The 2,092-nt window shown below is 69.1% G+C and carries 1 protein-coding gene; it reads left to right on the top strand.

Features of this window, described 5'->3' with window-relative positions:
• Positions 1–1,970 (top strand): IucA/IucC family protein (locus tag AC31A1_RS50615; RefSeq protein WP_489659784.1); only part of this gene is annotated, 1,970 nt, incomplete at its 5' end.
• Positions 1,971–2,092: the final 122 nt, after the last annotated feature.

Here is a 2,092-nt window from a genome sequence, read left to right as displayed (position 1 = left end):
CCCTCCATGTCCCCCTCCCCGCCAGCGGCACGGCCCTGTACGTCCAGGTCCACTACTGGTCCCCGACGGGCTGGCACCGCTTCGGCCCTCCGTACCTGTCCGACGCTCCCCACGGTGCGCCACCCGCCGACGCTGTGACGGTCGCGGCGTTGCTCGCCAGGGAGACTGCGGCGCGCGACGGTGCCTCGGTAACTGGTGCTGATAGGGCGACCGTTGCCTCCGCGGGAGCGGTGTCGCAGCGGCTCGGCCGTGTTGCCGTGGGCGCCGACGTATCGGTACTTCCCGGCGCCACCTCGGTTGTTGACGGGGCGGCGACACCGGCAGCGACAAGAGCACCCGCAACACCACCCACAACTACACCCGAAACCGTGACCGACCTGGTGGCCCGTGTAGCTGACTCCGTCCGCCGTACCGTCACCTTCATCACCGACCGTCGTGTGCACCCGGCCGACGGTCCCGATCTCTTCCTCTCCGCCGAACAGGCACTCCTGCTCGGCCACCCGTTGCACCCGACCCCGAAGAGCCGCGAGGGCCTCTCCGAGACCGAAGCACGCCTGTACTCACCGGAGTTGCGTGGCTCCTTCCCGCTGCACTGGTTGGCTGTCGCCCCTTCCGTACTCGCCACCGACTCGGCCTGGACCGAACGTGGCCGGCCTGTCCCCGCCGCCCACCTCACGGCCCGACTCGTCGGCTCCGAACTGCCGTTGCCCGAGGGCCATGCCGCTCTTCCCCTTCACCCGTGGCAGTGGCGCGAGATCCAGCACCGAGCCGATATCGCAGCCTTGCGCGACGCCGGCCTGATCCAGGACCTCGGCACGCATGGCGCCCCGTGGCACCCCACCTCCTCCGTACGAACCGTCCACCAATCCGGCGCCCCCGCCATGCTCAAGCTGTCCCTGGGCCTCCGCATCACCAACTCCCGCCGTGAGAACCTCCGCAAGGAACTCCACCGCGGCGTCGAGGTACACCGCCTGCTGCGCACCGGCCTGTCCCAGCAGTGGCATGCCGCCCACCCTGGCTTCGACATCGTCCGTGATCCGGCCTGGCTGGCCGTTGACGCGTTGGACGAGTGCGGCGCAACCTCAGGGGAGCCTGGCGCAGGTGAGTCCGGTGCTGATCGAGCTGGCCATGGCGAGCGGGATGCCCGTGTGCCCTTGGCCGGAATCGACGTGGTGATCCGGCACAACCCGTTCAGCGCCTCCGACGACGTGTCCTGTATCGCCGGGCTCGTCTCACTCCGGCCGTACGCCGGGCGGAGCGTCACCGTTGGCGGACCGGCGACTAACTTGCACGCCAGCCACGCCAGCCACGCCAGCCACGCCAGCCACACCGCGTCCGGCGCACCGTTGTTGCTGTCCCGTCTGGCCGAGGTCATCACCGGCCTCGCCGCGCGGACCAGCCGGTCGCGTGGAGCAGTCGCCGCCGAGTGGTTCCTGCGCTACCTGGAGCAGGTTGTCCGTCCCGTGCTGTGGCTGGACAGTGAGGCGGGGATCGCCCTGGAGGCGCACCAGCAGAACACCCTGCTTCTGCTGGACGGTGAAGGTTGGCCCGTGGGCGGCCGCTACCGCGACAACCAGGGCTACTACTTCCGCGCATCCCGGCGCGCCGAGCTCGACGCCCGGCTGCCCGGCATCGGCGAACACAGCGACACCTTCGTCTCCGACGAGGTCACCGACGAACGCTTCGCGTACTACCTCGCGATCAACAACGTGCTCGGTCTCATCGGAGCGTTCGGTTCGCAACGTCTTTCCGACGAGCGGCTGTTGCTCTCCGCCTTCCGCCGCTTCCTCGGCGACGTGGCCTCCGGTCCCGCCCGACTGCGCACCTCCCTGCCGGCCCGCCTGCTCGACTCACCCGTCCTGCGCTGCAAGGCCAACCTGCTGACCCGGCTGCACGGCCTCGACGAACTTATCGGCCCGGTCGACACCCAGTCCGTCTACGTCACCATCGCGAATCCCCTTCGTTCCTGACCGTCACCGTCACCGTCACCGTCACCGTCACCGTCACCGTCACCGTCACCGGTTTCGAATGCCACTAGCTTCTTCCGACTTCGACCGCCACCGACCCCCTTCAATCCCGACCACTACCAATC

This window comes from Streptomyces sp. P5F9 (genome assembly GCF_057961495.1).
Note: the sequence above shows the minus strand (reverse complement) of the source record. Positions and strands in the feature narration are given on the sequence as shown.